Genomic DNA, 15104 nt, shown 5'->3' with positions numbered 1-15104 from the left:
CGGGTGTCAGCCGCTGACCCACACTCCGTCGACTCCCTGGCGGAAGGCCTGCAAGATGAACTTGGGGCTCATGCGGCCGGTGCAGGGGATGCGTATCACGTGAATATTGGGCGGGTACTGCAACCGGCTCACCCCGGCGAGGTCGGCCGCGCCGTAGGAGCACCAGTTGCACAGGAACGCCGCGATGCGTGGTTGGAACTGGGAATTATCGCTCATGGAACCGTACCGTCCTATCTGCTACAGAGCCATGATCTGGGCCATGACGCCCTGGTTGGTGAAGCCGCGCAGGTTGGGTGCGCCCGAGCGGCAGGAAGCAACGCAGGTGCCGCAGCCCTTGCACAGGGCCTCGTTGACCACGGCCAGGCCGTTCTCGTCCTGGCTGATGGCCTGGTAGGGGCACACCGTCCAGCACACCCCGCAGCCCACGCACTTGTTCTGCTCGATGACGGCCACGGTGCCCGGCAGCATCATCTCCTTGCTGGAGAGCACCGTCACCGCGCGGGCCACCGAAGCCTGGGCCTGGGCCACCGCCTCTTCGATGGGCTTGGGATAATGGCACAGGCCGGCCATGAACACGCCGTCGGTGGCGAAGTCCACCGGGCGGAGCTTCTGGTGGGCCTCCAGGAACCAGCCGTCGGCGTCCATGGACACCTTGAACATCTGGGCCAGGTCCGTGGCCTTGTGGCTGGTGATGGCCGTGGCCAGCCCCACCAGGTCGGCCTCGATGAGGAGCTCGCGGCCCAGCACGTGGTCGCGCACCGCCACCTTGAGGCCGTCGCCGTCGGCTTCCACCACGGGCTTCTGGTCCACGTCGTAGCGCACGAACAAGACGCCCTTGGAGCGGGCCTCCTTGTACAAGAGCTCGCGCTCGCCGAAGGTGCGGATGTCGCGGTAGAGGATCACCACCTGGCACTCGGGGTTCTCCTCCTTGAAGTGCAGCGCCGTCTCCACCGAGTGGGTGCAGCAGACCTTGGAGCAGTAGGGGCGCTCGGGCTCGCGGGAGCCCACGCACTGGATCAGCACCAGGGAGTTGACCTTCTTGGGGTCCAACTCTCCGGAGACGAGCCCGTCGTCCATCTCCAGGTGGGTCATCACCTTGGGATGGCTGCCGTAGGCGTATTCGTTGGGCTTGTACTCGGCCGCGCCGGTGGCGATGATGGCCACCCCGTGCTCCACCACCTCCTCGCCGGAGTCGCCGGCCAGGGTGGTTTTGAAGTTGCCCACGAAGCCGTCCACGTCCTTGATCACCGAGCCCAGGTGGGTGGTGATCAGAGGCTCGTTCTCCACCTTTTCGGTCAGCTCGGCCAGGTAGGAAGCCACGTCCTCGCCCTTGGCCGTGGCGCGCAAGGAGCGGGCGTTGCCGCCCAGGGCGTTGTCGCGCTCCACCAGGTGGCAGGAGTAGCCCTGCTTGGCCAGCTCCAGGGCCGCGTTCATGCCGGCCAGGCCGCCGCCGATGACCATGGCGCCCGGGTCGACCTCCAGCTGCACCTCCTGCAAGGGGCTGAGCAGCGCGGCCTTGGCCACGGCCATGCGGACCAGGTCCTTGGCCTTCTCGGTGGCCATCTCGGGCTGGTCCGAATGCACCCAGGAGTCCTGGTTGCGGATGTTGGCCATCTCGAACAGGTACTTGTTCAGGCCGGCCGCCACCAGGGTCTCCTGGAACAGGGGCTCGTGGGTGCGCGGGGTGCAGGCGGCCACCACCACGCGGTTGAGGCCCTGTTCCTTGACCGTGGCCGCGATCTTGTCTTGGGTGTCCTGCGAGCAGGAGAACAGGTTGTTCTCCACGTAGGTGACGTAGGGCAGGGTCTTGGCGTATTCCACCACCCCGGCCACGTCCACCACGCCCGCGATGTTGATGCCGCAGGAGCAGACGAACACGCCCACCTTGGGCTGGTCGCCGGCCACCTGCTGCTGCTCGGGGATGACCTGTTCCTTGGTCATGCTGCCCCGGGCGCTGGAGAGGTTGCCCGCCGCGGCGCAAGCCGCCGCCGAGGCCTCCATCACGCTGAGCGGGATGTCCTTGGGCCCGGCCAAGGCGCCGCAGACATAGACCCCCGGACGGCTGGTGGACACCGGCGCGAAGGAATCCACGTCGATGAAGCTGGTGCTGTTGAGCTCGATGCCCAGCTGGCGGCACATGGCCGCGGTCTCGGGCGAGACCTCCAAGCCCTGGCTCAATACCACCATGTCGAACTCTTCCAGCAGAGCCTGGCCGTCCTCGGTGGCGTATTCGATCTGCAAGGACTTGTTATCGAGCTGGCTGATGGAGTGGATGCGGCTGCGGATGAAGCGCACCCCATCTTCCTTGGCGTTGTCGTAGTAGCGCTCGAAGTCCTTGCCGAAGGTGCGCATGTCCATATAGAAGATGGCCGCGTCCAAGTCCGTCTTGGAGTGCTCCTTGGCGATCACCGCCTCCTTGATGGCGTACATGCAGCACACCGCCGAGCAGTAGGGATGGTCGCAGGCGTTGATGTCGCGGGAGCCAACGCACTGGATCCAGGCGATCTTCTTGGGCTCGGCCTCGTCGGAGGGCCGCACCAGGTGGCCCATCCAGGGGCCGCTGGCGGCCAGGATGCGCTCGAACTCCAGCGCCGTCACCACGTTGGGGAAGTTGGCGTAGGAGTACTGCGCATAGGGGCTGGGATCAAAGGGACGGAACCCGGCGCTGATGATCACCGAACCGACCTTCAGCTCCCGGTTATCCTCCTGCATCTCGAAGTCCACCGCCCCGGTGGGGCAGAACTTCTGGCAAGCCTTACACTTGCCCTTCTGGAAGTAGATGCAGTTGTCTTTGTCGATGGAGTATTTCAGCGGAACCGCCTGGGCGTAACGCACATAGGCCGCCTTGCGCTTGTCCAACCCCTCGTTGTACTCGTTGGGGATGCGCTTGGGGCATTTGTCGTAGCACGCGCCGCAGGCGATGCACTTGTCCATGTCGATGAAGCGGGGATGCATGGCAACCTTAACCGTGAAGTTGCCCTCGTCCCCTTCGATTTCCTGAACCTCGGAGTTGGTCAGGAGCTCTATGTTGATGTGCCGGCCGACCTCGACCAGTTTAGGGGAGATAATTCACATTGCACAGTCATTGGTGGGGAAGGTCTTGTCCAACTGGGACATGACCCCACCAATGGCCGGGCTCTTTTCTACCAAATAGACGTAGTAGCCGGAATTGGCCAGGTCTAGGGCGGCTTGCATTCCCGCGATGCCGCCACCCACGACCATCACCGCGCCGGTGACTTGCTTGGCTGCTGCCATGAGCTTCCTCTGGCTTTCTAATGGTTTGCCCTAAAGGAAGAAAATCCATAGATTTTCCACGTATAAGGGGGGTTGTAGCCCTCTTCACAAGGTACTATGTGTATACACATTTGCTATAGGCTGTCAATTTCTTTCTTGGCAACAATAATAGTGAATGAACCCTCATGCACGCCCAAGGCCCTGTAATCATCACAAGACTTGTTTTGGAGCGGTTTTGGAGGGCTAGCGGGGCAGGCGCACCACCTGGTCGCGGGGGTGCCCCTCCTCGACCAGCAGCACTTCCATGACTTGATCCGGCCCCCCCTCGGCCCGAGCCCCCCGGTAGTCGGCCTGGATGGGCAGTTCCCGGCCCCCCCGGTCGATGAGCACGGCCAGCTCGATGCGCCGGGCGCGCCCGAAATCCATCAGCTCGTCCAAGGCGGCGCGCACCGTGCGGCCGGTGTAGAGCACGTCGTCCACCAGCACCACCCGGCGCTCCTCGATGTCAAAGGCGATCTCGGTGGTGCCCACCTTGGGGCGCTTGTGCAGCATGGTCCAGTCGTCGCGGTACAGGGTGATGTCCATGATCCCGGTGTCCGGCGGCGCGCCCAAAATGCTCTCCAAAAGCGCCTGCAAGCGCTTGGCCAGCACCGCCCCCCCGGTGCGGATGCCCACCAGGCAAAGATCCCCGGCCTCGCCCTCGCCGGCGGCGATGTCCCGGGCCATGGCGTCGAGCTGCCCGGCGATCTGGGATGCGTCGAAGAGCACCTCGGCTTGGCTGAGGTCCATGTGCTGGTCTCCCTGCTGGTTCGTGGACTGGTACCATTACCTTTTTAACTCACCCGGCTGCGGGGAACAAGGCCTACCGGCGCTCCGGGAAGGCATAAAACCCATTCTGGCCCTTGACCAATCACCATCTGGGGCCTATAAATGGCTGGATGCCGGAGTGGCGGAATTGGTAGACGCAGGGGACTCAAAATCCCCCGGTCCTTGAGGCCTTGTGAGTTCGAGTCTCACCTTCGGCACCAAATTATTTCAATAAGTTATATGGCCGGTGCCTTCCATGAGGGCGCCGGTCAATCTTTTCAAGGTAAGCGTGGCAAAAACACTGGGCGCGATAGCGTACTCGGTGCATTCAAAAACGCGGAGCCCAATAAGCCCCAGTCCTAAAACCAACAAGGTGTCGGCCGCCTGCCATATGAGCTGCTTGGCAGGCATGCATCGGCCTCTCCCGCCGGTTGTGATCTAGCCTTGCAAAATTATATGTTTTTTCCTTTTGTTGGGCTTAAGCAATGCCTTCCGGTGGGCCAGGGGTGGGCCAACACATGCTTTCGCTTGACAACATTTTGACGCCGAGCTAGAAAGGGTGCGCGAAAGCGGCGCAAGAAGCGGCGCGCGTTGAGTTAAGAAAAAATAAGTCGAAAAAGCTAAAGCCAAGGAGGCCTGGCCGGGACAGCAGTCCCTACCGGCCCCTTGGCTTTTTTTAATGGTGAAGGCAGCCCGTCTCCTGGCAAGTCGTCGGGCTGCCTTCGGTGCGAATCGTCCCTCATGGCGAAGGAGATCCTTATTTATGTATATCGCCGCGCCGGCCATGGCGTCAATGTGGCCGAAGGCTCTCTCCGCCCTGGGGCGAAGGCCCCTCACCCAACCCAAAGGAGAGAGCGAGAAGATGCTGGCTGAGAAAACAACCCGAATCCCCAAGGCCCGGCGGTCCTGGGCGGCGCTGTGCCTTGCCGCCGGGCTCATGCTTACCCTGGCCCTGCCCGCCGGGGCCAAAGACACGGTTACCAACCCCGGCGACATCACGGTGACCGCCTCCAAGATATCCACCGAGGTGGACAAGATGCCCACCAACGTGGCGGTGGTCACCCGCGAGCAGATCGAACGCTACCCCGGCAACTACAGCGTGTTCGATGTGCTGCGCGAGGTGAACATCCCGGGCATCTACATCCCTGCCAGCGCCTACGGCATCGACGAGGACGGCCTGATGTCCTCGCGCGGCGGCGAGGTGAGCGCCTGGGCCATGCGCGTATTGGTCAACGGCGTGGAGTTCAACAAGGGCAACGGATACATCGTGCCCCCGCGCCTGGCCCTGCACGACGTGGAGCGCATCGAGGTGGTCAAGACCCCCTCGGCCGAGTACGGCGACCAGGCCATCGGCGGGGTGATCAACATCATCACCCGGGTGGCTAAAAAGCCGGCCGAGGGCAAGGCCGGGGTGGCTCTCAGCAGCTTCGGCGGGGGCAACGGCTACGCGGTGCTCAACGGCTCCCAAGGCAACTGGGAGTACTTGGTGGACGCCTCCATGAAGCGCCAGGACGCCTACCAGGAGCGCACCTATATGCGCGACAACAACGTCTACACCCGGGTGGCCTACAACCTGCCCTTCGACGCCACGGTGGCCTTCCACGGCTCCTACTTCGACACCGAAGCCAACTATGCCAACAGCCTTACCAAGGCCCAGTGGGAGTCCGACCCCACCCAAAACCCCGGCCCGGACAACACCCTGCACGAGACCGAGAAGCTGGCCGCCTTCACCTATGACCAGAACTTCGGCCCCCACGTGCTCAAGGCCAAGGTGGAGTTCAAGGACGAGCTGACCGAGATGTTCTGGTACGGCTGGCACCGCTACGACGAGTGGGAGGCCCACCCGGAGATCAACTTCACCATGAACCACAACCTCTGGGGCATGGCCAACAAGCTGGTGGTGGGCGGCGAGTACCGCTATCACACCATCCACACCACCCTTAACCAGGCCAACGGCAACAATATCGGCCAACTCACCGGCGACCGCGACCGCAAGGACACCACCTGGTCGGGCTATGTGCAGGACGAGCTGGGCATCACCGAGGAGTTCACCGTCACCGCGGGCCTGCGCTACGACAACTACGAGCAGGACCAGGTGGGCCACGTGAACCCCGGCCCCAACACCTGGAACCAGTCCAACAGCGCCTTCAGCCCCAAGATCGGGGCCACCTACACCTTCAACCAGGCCATCAACGTGTTCGCCGGCTACAACACCGGCTTCAAGAGCCCGGCCCGGGTGGCGGCGGCGGCCACCAGCGGCGATCTGAACCCCGAGCGCATCTACGCCTACGAGGTGGGCCTGCGCGGCCAACCCTTGAGCTGGTTGGACTACAACCTGGCCTTTTACTGGAACGACGTGCACGACAAGTTCGTCCGGCCCGACCCCACCCCGGGCTCCCAGTACGAGAACGCGGGCAAGACCCGCTCCAAGGGCGTGGAGCTCGGCGTCAACGCCCGCTGGGCCAACGGCCTCTACGCCACGGGCAGCTTCACCTACCAGCAAGCCAAGTTCGTGGATTTCGTCAGCGAGGGCGTGAGCTACGACGGCAACCATTTGAACGGCGTGCCGGACATGATGTTCTCGGTCTACGCCGGCTACCGCAACAAGGTTTGGGGCGACATCTCCCTGAACCCGGTCTACACCGGCAAGCGCTACTTCAACTACGCCAACACCGTGGAGGAGGACGGCTTCTGGGTGCTCAACGCGCGCTACATCAAGCGCTTCGAGGATTGGAAGCCCGGTGTGGAGCTGTTCGTGGCGGCCAACAACATCTTCGATCAGCAGGCCTACGGCAGCGCCGGGGGCAGCCCGGGCTCCGAGTCCATTTACCCCTATCCCGGCTTCAACGTATTGGTGGGCATCAATGCTTGGTTCTAGACCGGCTCCAGGCGAGGAGAAGAAAATGTCAGAGATCAAGAACGTGGGCACCATGGAACTCATTGAAGACTGGGACGCCCTCAAGTACTACCCCACCGGGGTGGAAGGCGATTTGGCGCCCATGCTGCACGGCGAGCACCTGAGCAGCCACGCCATGATCATCCCGCCCGGTTTTTATCCCGCCCACTCCCATCCCATGGAACTGTTGATCGTGTGCGTGAAGGGGAGCTGCGACATCTTTCAGGGCGATGGCTCGGTGCGCGGGGTGATGAACCCGGGCAGCGTTGCCCTGGTCCCAGCCGGCGCCGAGATCGGCCAGGAGATCCACGGCCCCGAGCCCTGTCAGATTCTGGTGGCGGTGGCGCCCAAGGTTCGGACCCGCGCGGAGTTCATCAACATGTTGGAAGAGCATCCCGCCTAACCCGCGGCGCGCATCGGTCCCGGCGGCCCTCTTCGGGGGGCCGCCTTTTTTATGGGCCGGGCTACCAGGGCAGGCGGGGGGTGGCGGCCAGGAGCTGGCGGGCGTACTCGTGGCGGGGGCGGCCCAGCACCTCGGCCACCGGGCCCTGCTCCACCACCTGGCCCCGGAGCATGATGCTCACCCGCGCGCAGTAGCGGCGGGCGATGCCCAGGTCGTGGGTGATGAGTAGCAGGCCCAGGCCCAGCTCGCGGCGCAGGCCGTCCAGAAGCTCCATCACCTTGAGCTGCAAGGGCAGGTCCAGGGCCGAGACCGGCTCGTCGCAGATGAGCAGACGTGGGTTGGAAGCCAGGGCCCGGGCGATGCACACACGCTGGGCCTGGCCGCCGCTGAGCTGATGCGGGAAGCGCCCTGCCAGGGCTGGCTCCAGCTCCACTTGCTCCAGGAGCTCGCCCACCCGGGCCTGCCGTTGCCGCCGTGACAGGGAGGCCAGGTTGATCAGGGGCTCGGCCACGATGCGCCCCACCTTTTGGTGCGGGTTCAACACCAGGCCCGGCTCCTGCCAGATGATCTGGGCCCGTTGCCACAGGCCCTGGCGCTCCTGCCGGCTCATGGCGGCCACCTCGCGTCCCTGGAAGACCACCCGCCCTCCGCTGGGTCGCTCCACCCCCAGGATGCAGCGGGCCAGGGTGCTTTTGCCCGCGCCGCTCTCGCCCACCACGCCCACGCACTGGCCAGCCTCCAGCTCCAGTGACACGCTGTCCAGGGCCTTGAGCTCCCCGCCGGGCGCTGCAAAGGACTTGCTGAGCGCCTCCACCCTCAGCATGGCTCTGCCAGGGAAAAGGCGTGGCCCGCGGCCAAGAGCTCGCGGGTGTGGGGGTGGCGGGCCCGGGCGGGCAGCAAGGCGGTGGGGGCCTGGTCCACGACGCGGCCTTGGTGCATCACCGCGATGTGGTCGGCCAGGCTGGCCACCACCCGAAGGTCGTGGGAGATAAGGATCATCCCGCCGGGGATGCGTTGCCTGAGATCCGCGAACAGGGCCAGTATCTCGCCCTGGGTGATCACGTCCAGGCCTGTGGTGGGCTCGTCGGCGATGATGAGCTGGGGCTCCATGGCCAGGGCCATGGCCACCAGTACCCGTTGGCGCATGCCCCCGCTGAGCTCGAAGGGGTAGGAGCCCAGATGGCGCGGGTCCACCCGCACCTGCTCCAGCAGCCCGCCCGCGCCAGCCCGGGCCGCGCGCCAGGAGGCCCCCCGCAAATGCACCAGCACCTCGGCCAGCTGCTTGCCCACGGTGAGCGCCGGGTTGAGCGCCGCCGAGCTGCCCTGGAAGATGAGGAACATCTGACGGCCGCGCACATGGCGGTACTGGGACGGGCTCAGGCGAGTCAGCTCCATGCCGTCCAGGGAGATGCGGCCCCCGCTGATGCGCCCCGGCCGGGGCACCATGCCCATCATGGCCAGGGCGCTGAGGCTCTTGCCCGAGCCGCTCTGGCCCACCAAACCCAGCACCGAGCCCCGCTCCAGGCTGAGGCTCAGGCCCCGCACCGGCGCGCTGGGCTTGGGATGGCCGGGGAAGCTGATGCGCAGGTCCTCGATGGACAGGAGGCTCATCAGCGCACCGCCTCTTGGATGCGCAGGGCGTCGCGCAGGCCCTCGCCCAGCAGGTTGAAGCCCAGCACGGTGAGGAAGATGGCCACCCCCGGCGCCACCAGCAGATGGGGCGCGGTGTAGATGTAGGAGCGCGCCTCGTTGAGCATGGCCCCCCACTCGGGCAAAGGCGGCTGGGCCCCCAGGCCCAGGAAGCTAAGGCCCGCCAGCACCAGCACCATGGTGCCGGTCTCCAGGCTGGCCAGGACCATCACCGGCGGCATCACCGAGGGCAGGATGTGGCGGCGTACCAGGGCCGGGCCCCGGGTGCCCACCAGGCGGGCGGCCAGGACGAACTCCCGCTCCTTGGCCGAGAGTACCAGGCCCCGCACCAGGCGGGCGTAGACCGGCCACCAGCTCAGGCACAGGGCCACCGCGGCGGCGGGCAGGCTGGGCCCCAGCAGGCCGATCACCGCCAGGGTGAGCACCAGGGAGGGGAAGGCCAGCACGATGTCCACCAAACGCATGAGCCAGAAGTCGCCGTGTTTGCCCGAGAGCCCCGCGGCCAGGCCCAAGGCCAGGCCCAACAGCATCACCCCGGCCGAGACCAGCATCCCCACGGCCAGGGAGGTGCGGCAGCCGTAGAGCAGGCGGGAAAGCACGCAGCGGCCCAGGGGGTCGGCCCCCAGGGGATAGTCCCAGCTGGGCGGGGCCAGGCGGGCGGCCAGGTTTATCTTGAGCGGGTCGTGCGGGGCCAGCCAGGGCCCGGCCAAGGCGGTGATCAAAAGCAGGGCCACCAGCCCGCCGCCCAGCCACAGGCTCAAGTTACGCCGCATGGCGGCCATGCTAGGCCCCGCCTTCTTGGGCGGCCTTGCGCCGCAGCTTGGGGTCGGCCAGGGTCTGCAATAGGTCCACCACCAAATTGCTGCCCGTGAAGATCACGGCCATGAACACCACGTAGCACTGGGTCACCGGGTAGTCCCGGCTGAGCACCGCCTGCACCGCGAAGCTGGCCACCCCGGGCCAGGAGAAGATCGTCTCCACCAGGAGCGAGCCGCCCAAAAGAAAACCGAAGCTCATGCCCCACAGGTTGAGCAGGGGGATGATCGCGTTGAGCAGGGCATGGCGGTAGAGCACCACCCCCAGGGGCAGGCCCTTGGCCTGGGCGGTGCGGATGTAGTCCTGGCTCATCACCTCCAAGAGGCGCTCGCGCACCATGCGGCCGTAAAAAGCGCTCATGCCTAGGGCCAGGGTGAACGCGGGCAGCACCAGGCCCTTGAGTCCCGTACCGCCCACCACGGAAAAAACCTTCCAATGCACCGCGAACAAAAACAAGAGCAACATGCCCAGCCAGTAGTTGGGCAGGGCCACCAGGATGGTGGAGAGCACCCGGGCGATGTGGTCGAAGAGGCCGCCCGGCCTGAGGCCCGAGGCCACCCCAACCGCCAAGCTGAGCACCAGCATGAGGCCAAAGGCGGCCAGGGTGAGCTTGAGGGTGGCGGGCAAGCGGCGCAGCATCTCGCGGCCCACCGGCTCGCCGGTGGCAAAGGACTCGCCGAAGTCCAGGCGGGCCGCATGGCTCAGCCAGCGGGCGTAGCGCACCAAAAGGGGATCGTCCAGGCCCAGGCTCTGGCGGAAGCGCTGGGCCGACTCCGAGGAAGTGACCCCGCCCGACTGCCGGAGCAGCATGTCGCCGGTCTCGCCAGGCGAGAGATGCGACAGACAGAAGCAAAGGAAGGACACCCCCAGCAGAGTGAAAACCAGCCAGACCAGGCGCCGGGCGATCAGCTTGAGCAACGCCGCTACCTAACGCGGCAAGCGGGCGTAGCCGAAGTGCTCATAACCGCCCCGGGGGCGCGGGTCCAGCTCCACGCCGGGCCTGGTGAGGTACACGTTGGCCACGAACAGCAACGGGATCACCGAGCAAGTTTCGTCCACCAGCACCCGCTGGGCCTCCTGGATGGCCGCGCGCACCACGGCGGGATCCTCGCTGAGCTGGGCCCGCTCCACCGCCCGGTCGAACTTGGCCCCGGGCAGCACCCACTTGTAGCCTGAGTCCACCCAGGGCGATTTGCTGTGGTAGAGCAGATAGAGCAGCCAAGCCGGGGTGGGCGAGGTGTTGCCCGACTTCTCTAGGAACAAATCGCCCTGGCCCGGGGCCATGTAGGTGCCGTAGTACATGCCCATGTCGTCGGTCTGGATCACCTCCACCTCAATGCCCACGCTCAAAAGCATCTGCTGCATCAGCTCGGGCAAGGGCTTGAGCTCCGCGCCGGTGGGGAAGCCCGAGACCAGGCGAAGCTTGAGGCGGCGGCCGTCCTTCACCCGGATGCCGTCCGGGCCGGGCTTCCAACCGGCCTGGTCCAGCAAACGCTTGGCCTTGGCCGGGTCGTGGTTGTAGCCCTGGAGAAAGTCCTCGCCCTGATCCCAGAACCAGGGGGCCAGGATGCTCTTGGCCGGACGGGCCAGGCCCTGATACACCGCGTCGGCGATCACTTTGCGGTCAATGGCATAAGCCACCGCGCGGCGCAGGCGCTCGTCCTGGAGCAGGTCAAAGGGCGCCTGGCCGTGCCAGTTCACCGACATGACCACGTAGGAACGCAGGGGCGTGGCCACTTTCTTGTACGGCCCGCCCGGCGGCAAGGAGGCCAGCATCTGGGGGTCCACCGGGAAGATGATGTCGCACTCGCCGTTCAAGAGCGCCAGGAGCCGGGTTTGGGGGTCGGGCAAAAAGCGGTAGATCACCCGCTCATTGGGCGGCTTGTCGCCCCAGTAGTTGTCGTTGCGCCGCACCTTGATGTAGCGGCCCCGCTTGTATTCCTCGAACACGAAAGGCCCGGTGCCCACCGGGTGGTTGATGAAGTCGGTGCCCGGGGCGTAGGCGGCCACGAAGGGGTGGCTCAGGAAGCCCGCGAAGTGCACCGTGTCGTGGGCCGTCTCCACCTCCAGGGTGTGCTTGTCGATGATGCGGTAGCTGTTCGGCTTGACGCGCAGGGTCTCGGAGCGGTTGTAGGCGTTGATCTCCAGGGCGCGCTTGAGCGCGGCCGCGTCCCACTCGGCCCCGTTGTGGAAACGCACCCCCGGCCGGGTGTGCAGGCGATACTTGTGGCCCTGGCGCTCCCAACGGTCCACCAGGCCGGGGCGGGGGCGGTAGTCGTCGCCGCGATAGACCAGGGGCTCGGTGATCCAGACGTTGGGGGCCATCTTGGCAAAGGAGAGGTAGTGCTTGGCCTTGGAGTAGCGGTCCGCGCCGCAGCCGATCACCAGGGGCCGCTGGCCGGCCAAGGCCTGGGAAGCGGCGAGCAGGAGACAAATCAGGGCGGCCAAGAGCAGGCGAAGCAGCCGCGAAGCGTCGCCGGGTGAGAGCCGAAAAATCGAACCATGAAGGAGCATAGTCGCACCTGTACGAGTGGACCTTCATGGCCGTGGTGAGCTGACTTAAGGGATTATTGCGGGAAAGCTGCCTTCTGGCACGCGGTTGGTTCCTTATACAAGCAATCGAGGGGAGCGTCAATCAGTGTGTTCCGCGCATGGGGACACCTACTCACCGCGAGCCTCCTGGGCCTTCCGCTTGCGCGGCGCTGTCCGAGAATCTTCCATCCCGCCTCGATTGGGTTGTTGACCTTCCCCGCTCGGCCGAATCAAACAAGGAATTGGTGCATGAGTTCCAGTATGCGGTTAGGGTTCAAATTCATTGATTGTGGCGCAAGGTCTAAGTCGGAAATAAGCTAGAATTGACCATTTGGTTTTGACACCTAGAGTCTGGCCTCGGGGGGGAGCCCAGCCATGGGAGCCGGCAGGGTCATTGTTCCGGCGCCGTTCGTCATGCCAGGGAGGATGAATTCATGCAGCTCGATCCGGTGACTGTGGTAGAGGTGGGCCCGCGCGACGGCCTGCAATACGAGTCGGTGTTCTTCCCCACCGAGGACAAGATAGCCCTGATCGACAGCCTGTCCGCCACCGGGCTGAAGCGCATCGAGGTGACCTCCTTCGTGCACCCCAAGGTGATCCCCCACCTCAAGGACGCCATGGAGGTGCTGGGCGGCATGACCAAGGCCCCGGGGGTGATCTACAGCGCCCTGGTGCCCAACCTCAAGGGCTGCCTGCGGGCCCTGGGGACCCCGGTGGACGAGCTGGCCTTGTTCGTTTCGGCCAGCCAGACCCACAACCAGAAAAACGTGGCCATGTCCATCGAGGACTCCCTGGCGGGCTTCAAGGAGATCGCCCGCGAGGCCCTGGCCGCGGGCAAGAGCCTCCGGGGCTACGTGATCACCGCCTTCGGCTGCCCCTACGAGGGGGCCATCTCCCTGGAGCAGGTGGAGCGCATCATCGCGGCCTACGCCGAGCTGGGGGTGCGCGAGGTGTCCCTGGGCGACACCACCGGCATGGCCAACCCCCGCCAGGTGGGGGAGGTCTTCGGCCGCCTGGGCGCACAGCACGCCGGCCTGCCCCTGGCCGCCCACTTCCACAACAGCCGGGGCCTGGGCCTGGCCAACGCCTATGCGGCCTACCAGGCCGGCTGCCGGGTCTTCGACTCCTCGGTGGGCGGGCTGGGCGGCTGCCCCACCGCGGTGGGGGCCATGGGCAACATCCCCACCGAGGACCTGGTCAACCTAATGGAAGAGATGGGCGCGGCCACGGGGGTGGACTTCGACGCCCTATTGGAATCCACCGCCCTGATCAAGAAGGTGCTGGGCGACGAGCTGGCCTCCTACACCTGCAAGCAGGGCCGGCCCGACTGGAACGCGGTCTAGGCGGGCTCCATGGGCGGCGGCCCCTGGAGTTTGGCGGGCGGCGTTATCTAGGGCTCCCGATCGTTTTTGCAGAGGCGTTGCGGCCGGCCGCCACGAGACCGATGTCTATTTCCGGCGCGCCGCCGGGCTCCCCAGCTCGCGGCGAAGGTGAGCCCAAGTTTTGCTCAGCAGGGCGGAGGGCACCTGGCCCATCTCGCGGAGCCCCCAGCGCCATTTTAAATACTCCGCCAGGCTCATCTTTTTGCCTTTTCGGCCTATTTTTTCCTTCTGTTGCAGGTATTCGTTAGCCATCCTCATCAACAGCAAAAGGATGTTCCCCAATTTCTCGGGCGAACGGTTCAGCCCGTAATAAGTATGCCATTCACGTCCGGCTATGGGTGTTGAGTCGAGGCGGCGCAGCAGCGACGCGGGTATGGCGCTGTGCAGCAGGTCGGTAAGGTAGCGCAGAACCTTGCGCGCCGGCAGCATTAGGTTGGTCTGCCTGATTCTCTGTTCCAGGCAGGCCCAATCTATCTCAGCATATCGCCTGCCTATTATGCAGTGCATGTCCGCCAGCATGCGGGGGGCGTTGATGCCGAAATGTTTGATGCTGTGCGTAAAGGCATAAAATAGCGATTCCGTCGCATTCAGGGCTAATATTCCGCTTCCCGCGCCCTCCAGCTCCTCGGTTTGCTCCCAATATGAAACCTCCGGAACCGGCTCTTGCAATTGCTTGGCCGCCCAGTGCAAGTCGATCTTGGTGCCGAACTGGTTGTTCAGGGAGTATTCAATCCGCTTGGCTACAAACTCCGGGCCTAACGATTCGCCCGGCGGCGTATTGAGCGCCCATCCCTGGGCGATCAACGCCCGCATGGCCCGAATAGCGTCTTGGGGCTTTACCAGGAGGTCCAGGTCCTGCATGGGCCGCAGGGCCAAATCGCCGTAGCAGCCCACGGCAAGGGCCATTCCCTTGAGCACCATCACCGGGATGCCCTGTTCGGCCAGAACCCGCAACGCGCCGTTCAGGTCGCGCAGGAAGCCTTGGTTGCGCAGGGCGTTGTAGCGGTAGACGCCTTGCAACCGGGCCATCAAGGGGTCCGACACCCCGTGGCGGCGCAGGTTGGCGTAGAGCAGAGGCAGCAGGCGGGAGGCATTGACATCCAGGGCGTCCAGGTCCGCGCGCTGCTTCCACCCACGCCAGGCCGCGAGAGCCTCGTCTTTTCCCAGCAGGGCCGCGCGCAGCAACAGCTCGTCCCCGGTAAAGAGGGGGCAACCTGTTTTATGCACGCGCCACGGCTTCATCAGCTGCTCGCAAGGCAATGGTGTGGTCCGGGCGGCGCGGACCTTCCCGCTTCCCGTTGACCGTCCCCATCCGGTTAAGATAGAGTTTATAGCACGTTGGCTCCGCGCAACCGTTATAAAATCCTAGGCAAAAACCATAGAG

At 65.1% G+C, this 15104-nt stretch carries 13 protein-coding genes and 1 tRNA gene; 4 read left to right on the top strand and 10 right to left on the bottom strand.

Translation table 11 applies throughout. The features are described from left to right. Window positions 1-6 precede the first annotated feature (6 nt). The 3 genes from KQH53_15195 to pyrR all read right to left on the bottom strand — a co-directional run bounded on the left by KQH53_15195 (window position 7) and on the right by pyrR (window position 4023). Window positions 7-216: a hydrogenase iron-sulfur subunit gene (locus tag KQH53_15195; protein ID MCB2228024.1), complete on the bottom strand. Its 210-nt coding sequence runs from the start codon at window positions 214-216 to the stop codon at window positions 7-9. A 21-nt stretch (window positions 217-237) separates the two neighbouring features. Beyond that, window positions 238-3255 carry an FAD-dependent oxidoreductase gene (locus KQH53_15190; GenBank protein MCB2228023.1) on the bottom strand — a complete coding sequence of 1006 codons (3018 nt, stop codon included), beginning with the start codon at window positions 3253-3255 and terminating at the stop codon, window positions 238-240. Between the two features lie 222 nt (window positions 3256-3477). Beyond that, window positions 3478-4023 (bottom strand): bifunctional pyr operon transcriptional regulator/uracil phosphoribosyltransferase PyrR, encoded by a 546-nt coding sequence (gene pyrR, locus KQH53_15185; GenBank protein MCB2228022.1) that lies wholly within the window; start codon window positions 4021-4023, stop codon window positions 3478-3480. A gap of 151 nt (window positions 4024-4174) precedes the next feature. Here pyrR and KQH53_15180 point away from each other — a divergent pair. Further along, window positions 4175-4262: transfer RNA gene (locus KQH53_15180), tRNA-Leu, on the top strand. A gap of 7 nt (window positions 4263-4269) precedes the next feature. Here the strand turns inward: KQH53_15180 and KQH53_15175 are convergent. Next, window positions 4270-4452, bottom strand: coding sequence for a hypothetical protein (locus tag KQH53_15175; protein ID MCB2228021.1), 183 nt, complete (start codon window positions 4450-4452; stop codon window positions 4270-4272). A 451-nt stretch (window positions 4453-4903) separates the two neighbouring features. On the opposite strand from KQH53_15175, the gene KQH53_15170 reads away from it, so the two are divergent. Together KQH53_15170 and KQH53_15165 are read left to right on the top strand one after the other, a co-directional pair. Beyond that, window positions 4904-6919 (top strand): TonB-dependent receptor, encoded by a 2016-nt coding sequence (locus KQH53_15170; GenBank protein ID MCB2228020.1) that lies wholly within the window; start codon window positions 4904-4906, stop codon window positions 6917-6919. A 25-nt stretch (window positions 6920-6944) separates the two neighbouring features. Beyond that, window positions 6945-7340 (top strand): cupin domain-containing protein, encoded by a 396-nt coding sequence (locus KQH53_15165; GenBank protein MCB2228019.1) that lies wholly within the window; start codon window positions 6945-6947, stop codon window positions 7338-7340. Between the two features lie 61 nt (window positions 7341-7401). Here KQH53_15165 and KQH53_15160 read toward each other — a convergent pair whose 3' ends face one another. Genes KQH53_15160 through KQH53_15140 form a run of 5 tightly spaced genes read right to left on the bottom strand, consistent with a single transcriptional unit; the run spans window position 7402 to window position 12320 of the window. Continuing rightward, on the bottom strand, window positions 7402-8163 hold the full coding sequence (locus tag KQH53_15160) for an ATP-binding cassette domain-containing protein (GenBank protein ID MCB2228018.1): 762 nt from the start codon (window positions 8161-8163) through the stop codon (window positions 7402-7404). After that, on the bottom strand, window positions 8157-8951 hold the full coding sequence (locus KQH53_15155; GenBank protein MCB2228017.1) for an ABC transporter ATP-binding protein: 795 nt from the start codon (window positions 8949-8951) through the stop codon (window positions 8157-8159). Before KQH53_15155 ends, KQH53_15160 begins: the two co-directional genes overlap by 7 nt. Then, the gene (locus KQH53_15150) at window positions 8951-9763 is read right to left on the bottom strand and encodes an ABC transporter permease subunit (GenBank protein MCB2228016.1); all 813 of its coding nucleotides are present in this window, start codon (window positions 9761-9763) and stop codon (window positions 8951-8953) included. Before KQH53_15150 ends, KQH53_15155 begins: the two co-directional genes overlap by 1 nt. 10 nt (window positions 9764-9773) lie before the next feature. After that, the gene (locus KQH53_15145; protein ID MCB2228015.1) at window positions 9774-10724 is read right to left on the bottom strand and encodes an ABC transporter permease; all 951 of its coding nucleotides are present in this window, start codon (window positions 10722-10724) and stop codon (window positions 9774-9776) included. Window positions 10725-10733: 9 nt separating this feature from the next. After that, on the bottom strand, window positions 10734-12320 hold the full coding sequence (locus KQH53_15140) for a hypothetical protein (protein MCB2228014.1): 1587 nt from the start codon (window positions 12318-12320) through the stop codon (window positions 10734-10736). Window positions 12321-12772: 452 nt separating this feature from the next. Between KQH53_15140 and KQH53_15135 the strand changes: the two genes are divergently transcribed. Next, window positions 12773-13681 (top strand): hydroxymethylglutaryl-CoA lyase, encoded by a 909-nt coding sequence (locus KQH53_15135; protein ID MCB2228013.1) that lies wholly within the window; start codon window positions 12773-12775, stop codon window positions 13679-13681. A 105-nt stretch (window positions 13682-13786) separates the two neighbouring features. Here the strand turns inward: KQH53_15135 and KQH53_15130 are convergent, their stop codons facing one another. Beyond that, on the bottom strand, window positions 13787-14962 hold the full coding sequence (locus tag KQH53_15130) for a nucleotidyltransferase family protein (protein MCB2228012.1): 1176 nt from the start codon (window positions 14960-14962) through the stop codon (window positions 13787-13789). Window positions 14963-15104: the final 142 nt, after the last annotated feature.

Source organism: Desulfarculaceae bacterium, from assembly GCA_020444545.1.
GTDB lineage: Bacteria > Desulfobacterota > Desulfarculia > Desulfarculales > Desulfarculaceae > Desulfoferula.
The sequence above is the reverse complement of the archived record's forward strand: the minus strand, read 5'-3'. Positions and strand labels throughout refer to the sequence as shown.